We start from the raw sequence: 14742 nt of genomic DNA on the forward strand, positions 1-14742 counted from the left end.
GACTACCAACGCCAGGGAGTGGTTAGGGCTGCGCAGGCTTGATAGCCTGGTATTTACCGCTCAGGTGCATTAGGCTAAATAAATACAGGAGGCCGTCGTAGTACGGGTCGAAATAGCCATCCTCGTAGGGCGCCAGCTTGGCCTCCCAGAGGGCGTGCACGAAGGCCAGCTGCTGGTCCTGGCGCATGAGCGAGGCCGCCGCGCTGGTAGCCACCAGCCCGAGCGAATGCCGCAGCTTTTTGACGTTGCCGGCGGGCAGAATAAAATCGGGCCGCGAGCCATCCACGTTGAACTGGTCCTCGAAGGTGTGCAGGCCCTTGCCGCGCAAAAACCCCTGAAACCGCCGCGCATACTGCTGCTGCCAGGCCTTATCCTTCCCAAACCACACGTAGTCCATGGCAATGTTCATGGGCACCCGCCACGAATCGTAGCGAAAGGCCGGCGGCGCCCACTTGGTGGCGTGGGGCTGGCCGCTAAACTCGGTGTAGTCGTAGTTGAGGCCCGTGGCGGCGCGGCACGCGCGGTGCAAAAACGCCCGCGACGTGTCGGCGCACGCCCGGTAAAACGGCTCGTGCCCGTCCTTGGCGTAAGCGGCCCACACTTCCAGAAACGCCGGCAGGTGGTACGACGGGTCGGTCCAGTTGTACATATCCCCGACCGGCACGAAGGATATCTGCTTGTGCTGGGTATTCAGCAGGTTGTGCACGTCGCCGGTGCCATCCTTTTGCCACATCGCGTCCAGGATGCGGCGGGCTTCCTGGTAGTAGTTAATGCCGGTAGCGTTGCCCCAGCGATTAGACGCAAACAGCAGGCTCGTAACAAAATACAGCTCCCCATCGGAGGCCGGACCCTCCGAATTTCGCTTCAGCGTGGCTGTATTGATGCTCCAGGCAAAGTACCCCGTCAGCGGCCCGCTTTGGTGCTGCAAATACTTCTTCGACCAGCGCCAGATGCGGTCAAATACCTCTTTCTTATCGAGCTGCACGGCCACCATCAGACCGTAGGAAAGGCCTTCGGTGCGGGCGTCGTGGTTTTTCACGTCCGACACGTAGGCCATGGAATCGCCCACCTCGAAGTAGACCTTGTTGAGGCCTTCAAACACGTCGTGGTAGGCCTGCGCCACCTTCTGGTCGATGTCGGCTTGGCTGTAGCCCGCCTCCCGCAGCAGGCTAGGGTACTTGCCCGTGTAGAAAGCGCCTTGCTGGCTAGCGGGGGCCGGTCGGGGCGCGCGCTGGGCGGCTACGTTGCCCAGGCCAGCGTACAGCAAACCTAGCAACAACGCCAACCGCCTACCGATAGACAGCTTTGTATAATGGCCCATAAGTTACTTGTAATTAGTTATTTAATGCCAGTGTTGTGAGTGGGGCTGCCGGCCAGCCCGTCGCTCACGGCCAACGGGCAAGCCGGTGGTTTTTATTTCTTGTACATGGGGTCGTGCCCCTCGTATTTCAGCCACTTAAAGGAGGCCGTGTTAGTAGTAGGCTGCCCGGCTGATGTGCCATACATCCCAAACAGGCAGCCTATAAAGCCCCCCGCCACCTGCGTGCTCAGAAAGCGCGCATCTACCTTGTCTTTCAGCAAAGTGTACGTTTTGCCATCCTCCGAAAAGCAGAAGCTGTAAGTGTCGCCATCAGCATTGATGCGCAGCTGCACCTTGGCGGCGGCCGCTTTCAGCGGCGCTTTTGCCAGCAGCTCTGGTTTCTTGGGGGCGGCTGTGCTCTTAAAGAGCTGCACTACGGGCTGCCCATTTTCCGTCGATTTGCAGAGGTAGTAGAAGTGCTTCTCATCCTGAAACGCCACCAGACCCGCCGTTTCATTCTCCGCCTTGGCCGCGAACGTCAGCTCGGTTTCGGCGCTGCTATACATGTGCTGCTGCCGCTTGCCAATAAAGGCTGGGTTGCCGAGCTCCGCGCACGTTTCAGGCTTCAGCTTCAAGGTGAGGCCCTTGGCCTTGCTCAACGAGAAATTGGTGCTATCGACCGTGCGCAGAAACAGCAGCGCCGGGTCTAGCTGCTTCTCGAAGGTGAGGGTGTAGCCAAAGTTGCCGCTCTGGGGCCGCGCGCCGGGTAGCTTCACTTCGGGATAGCTGGCCTTGTAGGAATACTGCACGCCGTTGGGGCCCGGGTCCATGACGGGCCACTCGTCTTGCCACACCACGGGCACAATAAACGTCTCGCGGCCTGTGTTATAGTAGTTTCCCTCGTACGGTCTCACGGCCAGAAAAATGGCGTAGGTCTGCCCATCCGGCCCTTCCACAAACTGCGCGTGCCCCGCCGAGGTAATGGGGTCTTTGCGGTCTTTGGGCAGCTCGCGCTGCGAAAGAACGGGGTTTTTCTCGTAGGGCACGAATGGCCCGAGGGCCGCCTTGCTGCGGAATACGACCTCCGTGTGGTTGACCGACGTGCCGCCCTCAGCTGCGTAGAGGTAGTACCAACTGCCTCGCTTCATCAGGTGCGGGCCCTCAATCCAAACGGGTTTTTTGCTCAAGTCCACGCCGCCGTTCACCACGATTTTGGCCTCACCCACGGTTTGCAGCGTTTGCGGGTTCAGCTCGATAACCTTAATGGACCGGTGGCCGTCGTAGAGCGGCTTGTTGTCGGGCGGGTCGCTGTTGTAGATGACGTAGGCCTTGTCACCCTCAAAATACAGCGAGGGGTCGATGCCCCGCACTTCGGGTAAGAAAGTAGGGTCGCTCCACGGCCCGGCGGGGTTTTTGGCCGTCACCACAAAATTGCCCTTGTGGTCGATGAGCGTACAGGTGACGTAATAAGTCCCGTTGTGGTACTCGATGGCCGGCGCAAAGAGCCCACGCGTCATGCGGTCGCCCAGAAAATTCATTTGCGAGGGCCGGCTGATGACGTTGCTGACCTGCTGCCAATTCTTGAGGTCCCGGCTGTGCATCACCGGTATGCCCGGAAAGTACGAAAACGTAGAATTAACCAGGTAATAATCTTTGCCAACCTTCGTGATGCTTGGGTCTGGGTAAAAGCCAGTTAGAATGGGATTGACTAACTCAATCGATTGTGCAAGCAGCGCCGTTGTAGGCAGCATGCCCACGGCTAAGGCGGCAAGAAATTGTTTGGTACGCATTGATGGGGAAGGGTACTACTGTTGGGAGCACCGGCGTGGCGTTGTCGCCCACTAAACAGGTGTCGCGCTAAACTACAGTCTGTTTTTCAGTGCAACACTACCGATAGGTGGCACCTGCCTAAAGCGGTTTTGCAGTCAGGGTATGCGTCTCTGCATCCTCATATAATCTGACTGCAAAACCGAGCTGAATGTGAGCTATGTCCACTTTGGCGCAGGTGAAATAGTGCATCGTTGGCGTCTTTAACGCCCCTATTTTTACAAAGAGCCCGCAGCCTGCGGGTGCACAGGCTACGGGCTCTTCGTGGACTGCCTATGCGCAAGCACAAGCTACCGCAGGCTCCTTCAGATTAGTGTACAGTCGTTGAGTGGGGTAGAGACGCAATACTTTGCGTCTGACGTTGCTGAGCAGCTTGTCCTGACGCCAGATGCAAAGTATTGCGTCTCTACCCCGTGTACACTGACTTAAACACTGCTCTAATTATAGCCAGGGTTTTGCGGCAGCTTCCAAGTCTGGGCGTCGTTCAGCGAGATGGGCAGCAGCGGCGTGGGGTTCACCGAAGTTTCGGTGGCAATGTGCGACATGGCCCGCGCCCGGACGTCGGCCGGCAGGACAGCCAGGTAGCGGCCAGTGCGAACCAAATCCCAGAAACGCAGCGACTCCTCGGCAAACTCCACCCGGCGCTCGTGCCAGATGGCGTTGAGCAGGGCGCTGCCCGACAGGCCTACCAGGTCGGGTAGGGTATTGGCCGGGGCGTTAGTGGGGTCGTAGCTCATGGAGCCCAGCGTGGTGCCCGGCGGCCGGGTCGACATGCGGGCGCGGGCGCGCACCTGGTTCACGAGGGTTATGGCTTCGGCGGGTCGGCTGAGCTGGGCGGCGGCTTCGGCCTTCATCAGCAGGATGTCGGCATAGCGCAGCTTGCGGATGTTCTGCGGACCCGATTCCGGGGCGTTGGGGGCAATGATGGCCGCCTTGCGGTTGAAGTAGCCCGTGGCATTCTGCGTGATATCGACGGGATTGAGGATGCCCAGCACGATGTCGTTGTTTTTGATAATTGTAACTTCCTTGCGTGGGTCGTTGGCTTCAAACTCATCGACCAGGTTCTGCGTGGGGTTGTTGAAGCCGTAACCCCAGGTCTTGCGGTTGTTCTGAAAAATATTGTTGGTCGTACCAATCGAGATGGGGCCGTAGGTGTTGTTGTCCGAGGCAAACTGAATCTCGAACAAAGACTCGCTGCTGTTCTCGCCAACGTCCTGGTGAATGGCCGCGTAGTTGGGATACAGGCTATACTGGGTCGAACTGATAATGGTGCTCGTGATGTCGTACACTTCCTGCCAGGTGTGGTTATTGCCATTCACGGTGCCGAGCTGGTACATGATGGCGCGAGCTAGGTAGCCATTGGCCGCACCTTTGGTGGCCCGGCCCAGGTCGGCGGCGGCGGCGGCGTTCTTCTCTGGCAGCAGGGCCGCCGCCGCCTTCAGGTCTTTCTCAATGAAAGCGTAGGTCTGAGCAATAGTGGCGCGAGTTACGTTGGGCGCCTCGGTCGGCGTTACGCTCTTCTCAAACAGCGGCACGCCTCCAAAACCCTTTACCAGGTTGAAGTAGAAGTACGCCCGCAAAAACAACGCTTCGCCCTTCAGGCGCGACTTCAGCGCTCCGTCGATGGTGCCCGCGTCGATGTTGTTAATCACCGTGTTAGCCCGCGCAATACCCGTGAAGCTGTGCACCCACAGCGTAGTTACGGTTTGGTTGGAGGGCGGAATGTTCCAGGTTTTGAGTTCGATGAGTGGCCCAAAGTCGCTAGGCGAGCTACCCCCTTTTTCGGAGTCATCGGTCATTAAGTCCCCGAACATCCATTCGTAGGTCTGGGCCACGTACTGGCCGCTGGGGTCGCCCCACTTGGGGCCTTGGTCCCAGGCGGCCACGTCGTACACGGCATTAATGGCCTGTACGGCATTGGTCGGGTCTTTGAAAAGATTGTCCTGGGTAGTGGTACCCAGGGGGTCTTTGTCCAGAAAGTCTTTGCAGCCCGGAGTAAGCGCAGTGGTTAGCAGTAGGCCGAGCAATACGGCGGCGCGGGTGGGTTTCATATAGAGTGGGTAGGAAATAGCTGATTAGAACTGCACATTGAAGCCTAGGCGGTAGGTGCGCGCCTGCGGGTAGTTGCCGTAGTCCACGCCGTACGACAGGGGGTTATTGTAGTTAGCCACGGTTGAAATCTCGGGGTCGTAGCCCGTGTACTTGGTAATGGTGAACACGTTATCGACCGAGGCAAACACCCGGGCCCCTTTCACCTGCACCTTGCCTAGCAGCACCTGGGGCAAGGTGTAGCCCAGCTCCATGTTGCGGGCGCGCAGGTAGCTCGCGTTTTCCACGTAGCGGCTGCTGAAGCGGTCGTTGCCGTTGGTATCGTTCGAGGTCACGCGGGGCTGGTCGCTGTTGGGGTTGCTGGGCGTCCAGCGGTCCAGGCGGCTCGCGTAGAAGTTGCTCCACACGCCTACAAAGTCGGCCGATTTCGACAGGTTAAAGGCCGCGCCGTTGATGGCTTCGGCACCCTGCACGCCGTACAGCAACACCTTGAAATCGAAACCAGAGTAGTTCAGGTTCAGCGAGGCACCGTAGCTAAAGCTAGGCGTGGCGCTGCCCAGGTACGTATTGTCGGAAGCCGTAATCTGGCCATCGCCGTTGGTGTCCTGGTAGCGCACGTCGCCGGGGTGGGCACCGGGCTGCACCAGCCCGCCAGCCGCGTTTTTATAGGCGTCAATCTCGCTCTGATTATGAAACACGCCCTGGGCCTGCAAGCCGTAGAAGAAGGCGACTTCGCGGCCTACGTCGGTGAGGGTCGTGTTGCCGATTTGCGGCAGCACGTTGCCGCTGGCAATGGCGTTGCCGCCCCCCAGGCTAGTTACTACGTTGTTGATTTTGGTGAAGTTAACCCCCACGTTGTACTGGAGCTTGCCGATGGCATTGCGGTAGTTCAAGGCTAGTTCCAGGCCGCGGTTGCGCAGCGAACCTACGTTGGCGCTGGCAGGGGCTTGGCCCACGTAGTCGGGCACCGGCAGCAGGGCAATCATGTCCTGGGTGCGGCGCTCGAAGTAGTCGGCCGTAAACGTCAGCTTATTGTTAAAAAACTCCGCATCCAGGCCTACGTCGGTCGTAATGGCCGTTTCCCACTTCAAATCCGGGTTGTTTATCTGGCTGATGGCCAAGCCGGGGGCCGGCAGGTTGTTGAATACGTAGGTTTGGTTGTTGCGCGCCACCGAAGCGTAGCCGTAGTTGGGGGCGGCGTTCTGGTTGCCCACCTGGCCGTAGCTGGCCCGTAGCTTCAGCACCGATAAGTAGCTGACATCCTTAAGGAAGCTCTCGTTCGAGATATTCCAGGCCGCGCCCACCGACGGGAACGTGCCCGTGCGCACCGGCCCGAGGAATTTGGAAGTCTGGTCGAAGCGCAACGTAGCCGTGAGGAGGTAGCGGTCGCGGAAATTATAGTTGGCCCGCCCAAAATAGGAAGACAAGCTGCCGTCGTACTGCGAGCTGCGCACCACGTTGTTGGAGCTGCGCGAGGCCGACGCGTATTGCAGCGTAGCATCGAGTGGCACGTTGTAGGCCGTGATGGAAATGCCGTTGCCGTAGCCGCGCTGCGCCTCCTGGCCTAAAGTGAATGATAAGTTGCTGTTATCCCCAAACGTCTTGTTGTAGTTGAAGTAGTTCGACCACACCCAGCTCACGTTTTCGTTGCGCGTCTCGACGAGCGCGCTCTGCGCCCGCTGGTCTACCGGCCCGATGTAGTACTGTGGCTGGTAGACTTTGGGATGGTTGTTGAAGTAGTTAATGCCGAATGTGGAGCGGAACGACAACCCCTTGAACAGCGAAACATCGACGTAGCTGCTGGTGAACAGGTTGTTATTCTGGAGCTTGTTATACTGCTGCTCGTCGAGGAGGCGCGGCACGTTCAGCGCGTTGCGCGTGATAACGTCGTCGTTATACGTCCCGTTGGGGCCAAACGGGTCAAGAACCGGGTTTTTTTGCTGCGCATATTGCAATATCGTGTAGGGCTGCGAGCCCCCCTGCCCATCGCCGCTGCCCGTCTGGTTGTTGTTGGTGAAGATGGCCGCCACGCCCGCCTTGATGCGCTTGGTGAGCACCACGTCATCATTCACCCGAAGCACGAACTTCTTGAAGCCCGAATTCTGGATAATGCCGTTTTGCTGAAAGTAGCTGCCGCTCACTAGGTAGCGGTTTTGCTCGGTGCCGCCCGAAGCCGACAAGCTATAGTTGGTAATCAAGCCCTTCTGCGTTACCAGCTTCTGGTAATCAATGCCTTCGGCGTTGGTTGCAATAGCATTTTGCAGCTGCGGGGCGTAGTCGGGCAGCGCTTTCCCCGCGTTAGCGAAAGCCTCCAGCACAAGCGTCGAGTACTGGGCCGCGTTGGTCAGCGGCAGCGTGTTCCGGATTTGCTGAAAGCCTGTGTAGCCGAATAGGTTGAACTGCGTAGCTCCCGCCTTGCCGTGCTTAGTCGTAATGAGCACTACCCCATTGGCTCCGCGTGAGCCGTAGATGGCAGTGGCCGAGGCATCCTTCAAAATCTCGGTCGATTCGATGTCGGTGGGCAGCAAAAAGCCGATATCGCTGGTTTGAATGCCGTCCACCACGTACAGCGGGTCGCTGTTGTTGATGGTGCCCACACCCCGCACCCGGATGCGGGTGCCCGAGCCCGGCTGCCCGCTGTTCGAAGTTACTTCCACGCCGGCCACACGCCCTTGCAGGGCCTGCACGGGGTCGGAGGTGGCTACCTGCGTCAGCTGCGCGCTATTTACCGAGGCCACGGCACCCGTCAGGTCACTCTTACGGGCTGTGCCGTAGCCAATTACTACTACGTCGTTTAGGCCCTGGGCACTTTCAACTAGTGTCACAGTTAAGCTAGTAGTCGCGCTGGTCACGGGCAGTTCCTGCCGGGTGTAGCCCACGAAGCTGAATACCAGCACGCTGTTTTCGGGCGCCTGAATGGTAAAGTTACCATCTGCGCCGGTGCTCGTGCCGTTGGTGGTGCCCTTCACGAGCACCGTGACGCCGGGCAAGCCTGTGCCTTTAGCATCGACCACCTTACCCGTAACAGGCACTGCCTGCGGTGCCAAGCTAGAACCCCAAGAATCATTTGCGGAATTAGAATTGGTTGGAAGTCGCAGTACGACACGGTCGTGGTTTATTTCGTACTCAATTTTAAGAGGTGCAAAAATTTCATCAAGCACCGTGGCCAGCGGTGCGTTTTGAACGCGCACCGATACTTTGCGGTCAGCCCCTACTAGCTGCTGGCTGTACACAAAGTGTATTTTGGTTTGCTTAGTCAGTTGACTCAAAATTGCCTTAATAGGCTGGCTTTCTGCCTGTAAAGTCACAGCTCGTTCTAACACCGTTTGAGCGATAGACTTGTGCGCCAGCGCGGGGCTGGTTTGAAGGCAGACCACCATAGCCGGTAGCAGCAAGTGCCGCAGCAACGGCCGCAAGGGAGGAGAAAATGGTACCTGGTTTTTCATGGGTGAGGGTGGGAAATAAAGAAAAAGGGGAACCGTTCAGCATTTTTGCAAATGCAGGAAATTATTGAAAAACAAACTATTGTGTGCGAAAACCTGGAGGATTGGGTTGCTCGAACCAGTTATTAACCAGCTTAGTCGAATCGCCGCTTAGCTGTGCGGCGGAGTAGGGCTGGCTTGGCAGCCCGTACTATGAATCGTAATCTGGGTATCGGTCAAGGTGTAGTAGGCACTTAACGACTTACACAATAAACTCAGCTTCTCAAACAGTGACTCGTCGTAGAAGGTGATACTGACCGTACAGCCTGCCAGCTTTTGCTGGTCGTAGTGAATGGGCACGCCATAAGCCTTTTCCAGCGCAGCAAACACTTCGGCTACGGGCCGTTCCTCAAACTCAAAAGCCTGCGGCACCAACACCGCTGGTTGGTCAACCAATTCTTTCTTGAGTCGACGGCTGTCCAACGAATACACTACCTGCTGGTTGGGTAGCAGCAGCACACCCAACTTAGCCGGGTGCATGGGCGTAGCATTCAACTGGGCAGTTTCGCGAGGCTGTACCGACACCTTGCCCTCATGCACGGCTACCAGTGCCTGCGCCCGACCAGGATAAGCCTTTACGTCGAAGCTAGTGCCTAAGACGGTGGTTACTAATTGGCTAGTATATACCAGAAAGGGCCGTTGCGGGTTTTTATGCACTTGAAAAAAGGCTTCGCCATCTAAGTACACTTCGCGCCGTGGTCCGGCCAGCGCGGTGGTATAGCGTAGGCTACTACCGGGTTGCAAGCTGACCCTACTGGCATCGGGTAGCTGAAATAGCTGTACTTGCTGGGTCGTGTTGCGGTGGCGCGTCCAGCCAGCTTCTATGCTAGTGGCTGTGGCTGTCGAGGTGGCCCGCCAGTGCTGGGCGTAGGGCAGCAACCCGCCTAGGCCTAGCACGAGTAGCCCTAGCCCGGCCGCCCAGCGCAAGGTGGGCTGTCGCCACAGGTCCGGCATTAATCGCCGCACGCGGGGGGTAGGCTTAGCAGCGACTGGGTCGAGCCGCAGGCGTTGCCAAATGGCGGCTTCTACAGCTTGTTGTGTCGGCTTGGGTAGCTTGGAATCGGCTAGCTCCTGCTCTTGAAGCCTGTTGTACCACTGCGCCACCTGCGCCCGCTCGGCGGGCGTGCAGCGGTCATCAAGGTAGCGCTGGAGTAACTGATAAAATTCGGTTTCCGTCACGGGTAAGCAAGAGGTTAGGAACGCTTATTTAACAAGTCAAGAAACCTGCGTTTATCCCTAATGCCTCAAGCAAACTTTTATATAAAATAATAGAGTATAATGCCGTATAATACTGAATATTAGTAATTTAATAAGTGAAAAAATAAATTTAAAAATAGTAAAACATTACCAGCGACAACACCAAAAAATCCTGCAGGTAGCTACGAAGTAACTTGAGCGATTTGGTGAGGTGGTACTCTACTGTTTTTTCCGACAAGTTTACCCGGCCCGAAATCTCGGCTACTGAGTATTGCTCTAACCGGCTGAGCTGAAATATCTCACGCGTTTTAGCGGGTAACTTTCGCATCCCAGCCAATAAAGCAGCGCTGAGTTCGCCATGAGCCAGCGTGTCTTCAGTGGTAGTGTCGAATTTGGTGCCAGCCAAGCGGCAATACAGTTCATAGCCAGCCCGGACCTGCTGCGCCTTAACGTAATTGATGATGCGGTAGCGCAACGCCGAAAATAGATACTGCTTTAACTGGGCTATCTCGTGGCTGGCACGTCGATTCCAAAGATTTTCGAATAGGTCCTGCACCAATTCCTCCGCAACTTCGCGGTTCTTTAGCTTGCGGTAAGCCACCGTAAATAGCTGATAGCAATAGCGCTGATAGATTTCAGTGAAGCTACCTTCATCATCGGTACACAAGGCGATAAGCAGTTCTGCATCCGAGAGGGCGGCATAGCTGCTAGAAGAAGAGGAGAACACGAACAGAAAGCGTAGAGGGTGGGAATAAGCCCTAAGGTACAAATCAATAGCAAATTGTTGCTAAAATATTTCGTGGTGGTTGAGCAACATCGAACAGCTTAAGATTCTATATTTGAGTTAAGAAGACGCGGTGACTGTTGCAGAACTAGGTGACTGGCTAGCGGCACCTTAGCCTTATGCAAGCCACTAGCAGTTCACCGATAAAATCGTTATGTGCTCTCGCTTGTCCGAGCGCGTGCCGCCCATCTCTGCCGTCGCCTCGCTGAACTGCTGTAATGAGACTTCCTTCAGCAGCAGACGTAAGCTTTTTACAACCACACCAGCCAGCCCTCGCCCGACCCGGTGGTGCTCTTTAAAGCTTATGCTGGTCAGCCGGTTGGAAAATCTGTTTAGTGACCGATGGCTGGTTGAGTACTGTGCCTTGCGGCTTGCAAGCGAGGGCTTTAATTACTTGCTAGAAAAGAATGCATATCAGTGCCAAGCAGGTAAACTGCTGCCCTTTAGCAACTATGGTAGTACGCCCAATAGCAGCTGGCAGCGGAATTATGACGCCAACTATAAGGACTGCACGCGAAGGACTGTACGCGCTGTCCGCTCAAAGGCGATTGCACGCCCAGCGCGCCCCGATGCAAATAACTCGTATAGCGTTTGATGCCCTTTATTCTGGGGCTGGCACTAGCAACATATTTGTTTGGCAGGGTCAGCACATGCGCCGAGTGCGCCAAAGTACGGTTGAACTCGCTCTGGACTAATTGCTGCTGCACTACGGCTTGCTGCGCCTAGTCACCAAGGGCCAGGCAGCCACGCACAAAACGATGGTGCTAGCCGCTGCAGATTGCAACTCTAAAAAGCTATTCAAACACCTAGTGAAACAGCCTCGGAGTATGGTATTGGTCATCCAACTAGGCCACTAGCCGGCCACGAACAGTATGTTTTGGCGCGCTTAACAGAGGTACACAGAGTATCACTAAGTTTGCGCAGCGACAGAGGAAGCGATTTAGGAACGGCGCACTGAACTCTGGAACCGCCACGGGTCTTTTATTAAGTGGTTTTCAAGAAAGCGTTTCTCGCGTGTGAAAATCCTTTTTTAAAGCATTTCTCGTTGACTCTTAACTAGAGTATTCTCCCTCTTATCATACTAGCAGTGCAGTTCGTAAGTTGGTTATTTCTGCCACTAATTGGCTCACAGAATATATACTTATAAATCAAGTAATTGACTGCGGTTATTTGACAGCGGATACTTGCATGAGCGCTCGCATAGCCTCTACAAACAAGGTATCAGCGGATCCGTAGACCGGGAGATGTTGCTTTACCTGAGTGGGCACGAGATACCTGCCTAAGTGAGCAAACTGGGCCGGCGAGAGGGTTTGAAAAGCCAAGGGCCACTCGGCGAAACGGCGGGCCGCGATGGGATAGTCGGCAACCTTACACAGATACTGATGCCGCATATCCTGGCTAATGCGCGCGTAGGCTTGTTCAAGGGCGGCCTGTTCGCTCTCCAACCCGTCAGCTATAAACGCTGGAATCATACAGGTGTCGCGTAAGCAAACTCTAATGAAGAGCTAGGTGGGGCCGAAATATACACTTGGGCCGTGTATGCCGAGAGCCTTGGAAAGCTGGAGCGAACAGTCAGGGTCCCCTGAAAAACAGAAAAACCGCTCTACGTACTGTAGAGCGGTTTTTTAGTAGTCCGTAGGGGAATCGAACCCCTGTTGGTAGAATGAAAATCTACTGTCCTAACCCCTAGACGAACGGACCGTTGTTCGTTTTGATGATGCAAAGGTACGAGAATGCGGCTTCAAACCAAATCCTGGGCCTAAAAAAAGTGGCTTGAAATCAAAAGGGCGCTGATTTTCAGCCGCAAAAAAACTGTGAGCTCATTGATTTTGTTGTTGCAAACGAGATACGTGGAGATTGCTATTAGGCAAAGCCCTTGAAAAGCGTACCTTCGCCCCATATTTAAGCGGTGCCACTTTTGTGGGCCGTTATACTTCCATTTTTTCCAATATCATGGCAAAAATTAAAGTCGCTATCAACGGCTTCGGTCGTATTGGTCGCCTCACTTTCAAGTCGCTGCTTGGCCGCGACAATATTGAGATTGTGGCTATCAATGACCTGACTGATAATAAGACCTTAGCCCACCTGCTCAAGTATGACTCTGTGCATGGCCGCTTCAACGGCACGGTGAGCTATGATGAAAACAGCCTAACTGTTAACGGTCAGCACATTGCTGCTCTGGCCGAGCGCGACCCCAAGCTGCTGCCTTGGAAGGACATGGGCGTTGACATCGTGCTCGAAAGCACGGGCCGTTTCGTAGACGAAGCAGGGGCTGGCCAGCACCTCACGGCTGGAGCTAAAAAGGTCATCATTTCGGCTCCGGCTACCGGCAACATTCCGACGGTAGTACTAGGTGTGAACGACGACACGCTAACGGGCGCCGAAACCATTATTTCGAACGCCAGCTGCACTACCAACTGCTTGGCACCCATGGCAAAAGTGCTCGACGATGCCTTTGGTATTGAAAAGGGCTACATCACCACGGTGCACGCCTACACTTCGGACCAGAACTTGCAAGATGCTCCGCACAAGGACTTGCGCCGGGCTCGGGCTGCTGCCTACAGCATCATCCCAACTAGCACGGGTGCTGCCAAGGCGGTGGGCTTGGTGCTACCCCAATTGAAGGGTAAGCTTGATGGTATCGCCATGCGCGTGCCCATTCCAGACGGTTCGACCACGGACTTGACCGTGATTTTGAAAAAGGAGGCTTCGAAGCAGGAAATCAACTATGCTGTGAAAAAAGCATCGGAAGAAGGCTCGCTGAAAGGCATTCTGGAATACAGCACCGACCCGCTGGTGAGCATCGACATTGTGGGCAACCCGCACTCGTGCATCTTCGATTCAGAATTAACTTCGACCAACGGTACGCTGGTAAAAGTAGTGGGCTGGTACGACAACGAAACCGGCTATTCGACCCGCACCGCCGACCTCATCCAGAAGGTTGGGGCAAAAATGGTAGGGTAGTGAGCAATGATTAAGCTTTACTGGTTCGTGATTATCTAACCCTGTTCAAAAGTTACATAGTCATTAGCCACTATTTGCTGCCCATTACCTCTTATATAGAAGGCCTGCCTGCTAGGCAGGCCTTTTTATTTTCTATTAGAAGCCCCCGTTTAAGGGCTTTGTACTGCTCTATGCCGCGTACCTGTTTTATTTTTAACCCAACGGCGGGTACTGGCCGGCGGGCCGATTTTCTGACGTTACTGGCTCGCCAATTTGGCTCGGAGGCGAGCGGCGACTACGTGCTGTGCCCCACTGAAGGCCCGGGCCACGCCACCGAATTAGCCCGCACTGCGGCGCAGGCCGGCTGCCGGGTAGTGGTGGCCGTGGGCGGCGATGGCACCGTGAACGAGGTGGGCTGCGGGCTGCTGCACCAGGAAGGCACGGCCATGGGCATTGTGCCCCGCGGCTCGGGCAATGGCTTGGCTCGCCACCTCAAAGTACCCCTGAACTTGGGGGCCGCGCTGCGCCGGCTGCGCCAGCCTGCTTTCAGCCGCATGGATGTGGGCACGCTGAATGGCCGGCCCTTTTTCTGCACGGCGGGGCTGGGGTTTGATGCGCGGGTGAGCCAGCAATTTGCGCTGGCGGGCTCGCGCGGGCTGAGTACCTACCTGCGCGTGACGGTGCAGGAGTATCAAACCTTTGAGCCAGTGCCAGTGGTAGTCGAAACCAACGGCTTGACGCTCCATACGGACTGCTACGTGCTGGCTTTCGCCAACGCTTCGCAATACGGCAACAACGCCTATATCGCCCCCAATGCCGACCTGCAAGATGGTCTGCTCGACATGTGCCTCATGGATGCCCTACCCCCCTGGCGAGCCGTGCAGGTAGTGCTGGGCATGGCGCTAGGCACATTGCCGCGCACCGGCGGCGCTGCCTATAGCCACACGCGCAGCGCCACCGTGCGCGCGGCCACGCCCATCGGCTGCCACGCCGATGGCGATTATTTAGGCCACGCGACCGAGTTTGAAATAGGCTTACTGCCCCTGGCCCTGGAAGTAGCCGTATAAATAGCCTGCCTCCGCAATCTGAAGGGGGGTAGGGAACGTAGGCTAGATGCTTGGCTAATCAAACTACTTGGGTAGGGTAGGGCGCCCTAGTCC

Annotated in this window: 9 protein-coding genes and 1 tRNA gene; 2 read left to right on the forward strand and 8 right to left on the reverse strand. The window is 56.1% G+C overall.

What is annotated here, in order from left to right:
- Positions 1–22 precede the first annotated feature (22 nt).
- The 8 genes from GO988_RS14840 to GO988_RS14875 all read right to left on the reverse strand — a co-directional run bounded on the left by GO988_RS14840 (position 23) and on the right by GO988_RS14875 (position 12340).
- Positions 23–1321: a glycosyl hydrolase family 8 gene (locus tag GO988_RS14840; RefSeq protein ID WP_157566794.1), complete on the reverse strand. Its 1299-nt coding sequence runs from the start codon at positions 1319–1321 to the stop codon at positions 23–25.
- A 92-nt stretch (positions 1322–1413) separates the two neighbouring features.
- Positions 1414–3090 carry a glycoside hydrolase family 43 protein gene (locus tag GO988_RS14845; protein ID WP_157566796.1) on the reverse strand — a complete coding sequence of 559 codons (1677 nt, stop codon included), beginning with the start codon at positions 3088–3090 and terminating at the stop codon, positions 1414–1416.
- Positions 3091–3564: 474 nt separating this feature from the next.
- Positions 3565–5178 carry a RagB/SusD family nutrient uptake outer membrane protein gene (locus GO988_RS14850; protein WP_157566798.1) on the reverse strand — a complete coding sequence of 538 codons (1614 nt, stop codon included), beginning with the start codon at positions 5176–5178 and terminating at the stop codon, positions 3565–3567.
- 24 nt (positions 5179–5202) lie between these two features.
- Positions 5203–8622 (reverse strand): TonB-dependent receptor, encoded by a 3420-nt coding sequence (locus GO988_RS14855; protein WP_157566800.1) that lies wholly within the window; start codon positions 8620–8622, stop codon positions 5203–5205.
- A gap of 147 nt (positions 8623–8769) precedes the next feature.
- The gene (locus GO988_RS14860) at positions 8770–9837 is read right to left on the reverse strand and encodes a FecR family protein (protein WP_157566802.1); all 1068 of its coding nucleotides are present in this window, start codon (positions 9835–9837) and stop codon (positions 8770–8772) included.
- A 148-nt stretch (positions 9838–9985) separates the two neighbouring features.
- On the reverse strand, positions 9986–10582 hold the full coding sequence (locus tag GO988_RS14865) for an RNA polymerase sigma factor (protein ID WP_198172776.1): 597 nt from the start codon (positions 10580–10582) through the stop codon (positions 9986–9988).
- Between the two features lie 1223 nt (positions 10583–11805).
- A complete protein-coding gene (locus tag GO988_RS24775) occupies positions 11806–12111 on the reverse strand; it encodes a BLUF domain-containing protein (RefSeq protein WP_157566807.1) in 306 nt (101 codons plus the stop codon).
- A gap of 157 nt (positions 12112–12268) precedes the next feature.
- Positions 12269–12340 (reverse strand) — tRNA-Glu (locus tag GO988_RS14875).
- Positions 12341–12592: 252 nt separating this feature from the next.
- On the opposite strand from GO988_RS14875, the gene gap reads away from it, so the two are divergent.
- On the forward strand, positions 12593–13603 hold the full coding sequence (gap, locus tag GO988_RS14880; protein ID WP_157566809.1) for a type I glyceraldehyde-3-phosphate dehydrogenase: 1011 nt from the start codon (positions 12593–12595) through the stop codon (positions 13601–13603).
- Positions 13604–13773: 170 nt separating this feature from the next.
- Positions 13774–14649, forward strand: a complete 876-nt coding sequence (locus tag GO988_RS14885; protein ID WP_157566811.1) for a diacylglycerol/lipid kinase family protein — start codon at positions 13774–13776, stop codon at positions 14647–14649.
- Positions 14650–14742 lie beyond the last annotated feature (93 nt).

The organism is Hymenobacter ginkgonis, assembly GCF_009755225.1.
Classification (GTDB): domain Bacteria; phylum Bacteroidota; class Bacteroidia; order Cytophagales; family Hymenobacteraceae; genus Hymenobacter; species Hymenobacter ginkgonis.

What these genes read in the sequence shown, in the direction of transcription:
- GO988_RS24775 (WP_157566807.1), bottom strand. Translation starts at nt 12,111, where the DNA reads ATGATTCCAGCGTTTATAGCTGACGGGTTGGAGAGCGAACAGGCCGCC.
- GO988_RS14845 (WP_157566796.1), bottom strand. Translation starts at nt 3,090, where the DNA reads ATGCGTACCAAACAATTTCTTGCCGCCTTAGCCGTGGGCATGCTGCCT.
- GO988_RS14855 (WP_157566800.1), bottom strand. Translation starts at nt 8,622, where the DNA reads ATGAAAAACCAGGTACCATTTTCTCCTCCCTTGCGGCCGTTGCTGCGG.
- GO988_RS14885 (WP_157566811.1), top strand. Translation starts at nt 13,774, where the DNA reads ATGCCGCGTACCTGTTTTATTTTTAACCCAACGGCGGGTACTGGCCGG.
- GO988_RS14840 (WP_157566794.1), bottom strand. Translation starts at nt 1,321, where the DNA reads ATGGGCCATTATACAAAGCTGTCTATCGGTAGGCGGTTGGCGTTGTTG.
- GO988_RS14850 (WP_157566798.1), bottom strand. Translation starts at nt 5,178, where the DNA reads ATGAAACCCACCCGCGCCGCCGTATTGCTCGGCCTACTGCTAACCACT.
- gap (WP_157566809.1), top strand. Translation starts at nt 12,593, where the DNA reads ATGGCAAAAATTAAAGTCGCTATCAACGGCTTCGGTCGTATTGGTCGC.